Origin of the sequence: Zoogloea sp. LCSB751 (assembly GCF_002028455.1) — a bacterium.
In the GTDB taxonomy this organism is placed as follows: Bacteria; Pseudomonadota; Gammaproteobacteria; order Burkholderiales; family Rhodocyclaceae; genus Zoogloea.
This window is the reverse complement of sequence record NZ_MWUM01000574.1, coordinates 1-239: the sequence shown is the minus strand read 5'-3', so window position 1 is coordinate 239 and position 239 is coordinate 1. Positions and strand designations below refer to the sequence as shown.

Sequence of the window (239 nt, the reverse complement as noted above, 5' to 3'; positions counted from 1 at the left end):
TCCTTAAATTCTTTTGGTGCATTTGCTACCGCGCTTTATTGCTGAATGTTGTGGCTGAAAAATGCTGGTTCATCCCAAACACAATAAGCGATTGCATTTACTGCATTTTTAAAAAGTTACCTAGGATTTGTGCACCCACGGCGGCGCTCTTCTCGGGGTGAAATTGCACGCCCATAAAGTTGTCTTTACCGATGGCGGCGCTAAAGTCCTCACCATAACGGCATTGTACCAAGGTGTAG

1 protein-coding gene is annotated in these 239 nt (G+C 45.2%); it reads right to left on the bottom strand.

Annotated elements, in window-relative coordinates; genetic code table 11:
- Window positions 1-97: 97 nt before the first annotated feature.
- Window positions 98-232: a hypothetical protein gene (locus tag B4920_RS31215; RefSeq protein ID WP_216820136.1), complete on the bottom strand. Its 135-nt coding sequence runs from the start codon at window positions 230-232 to the stop codon at window positions 98-100.
- Window positions 233-239: the final 7 nt, after the last annotated feature.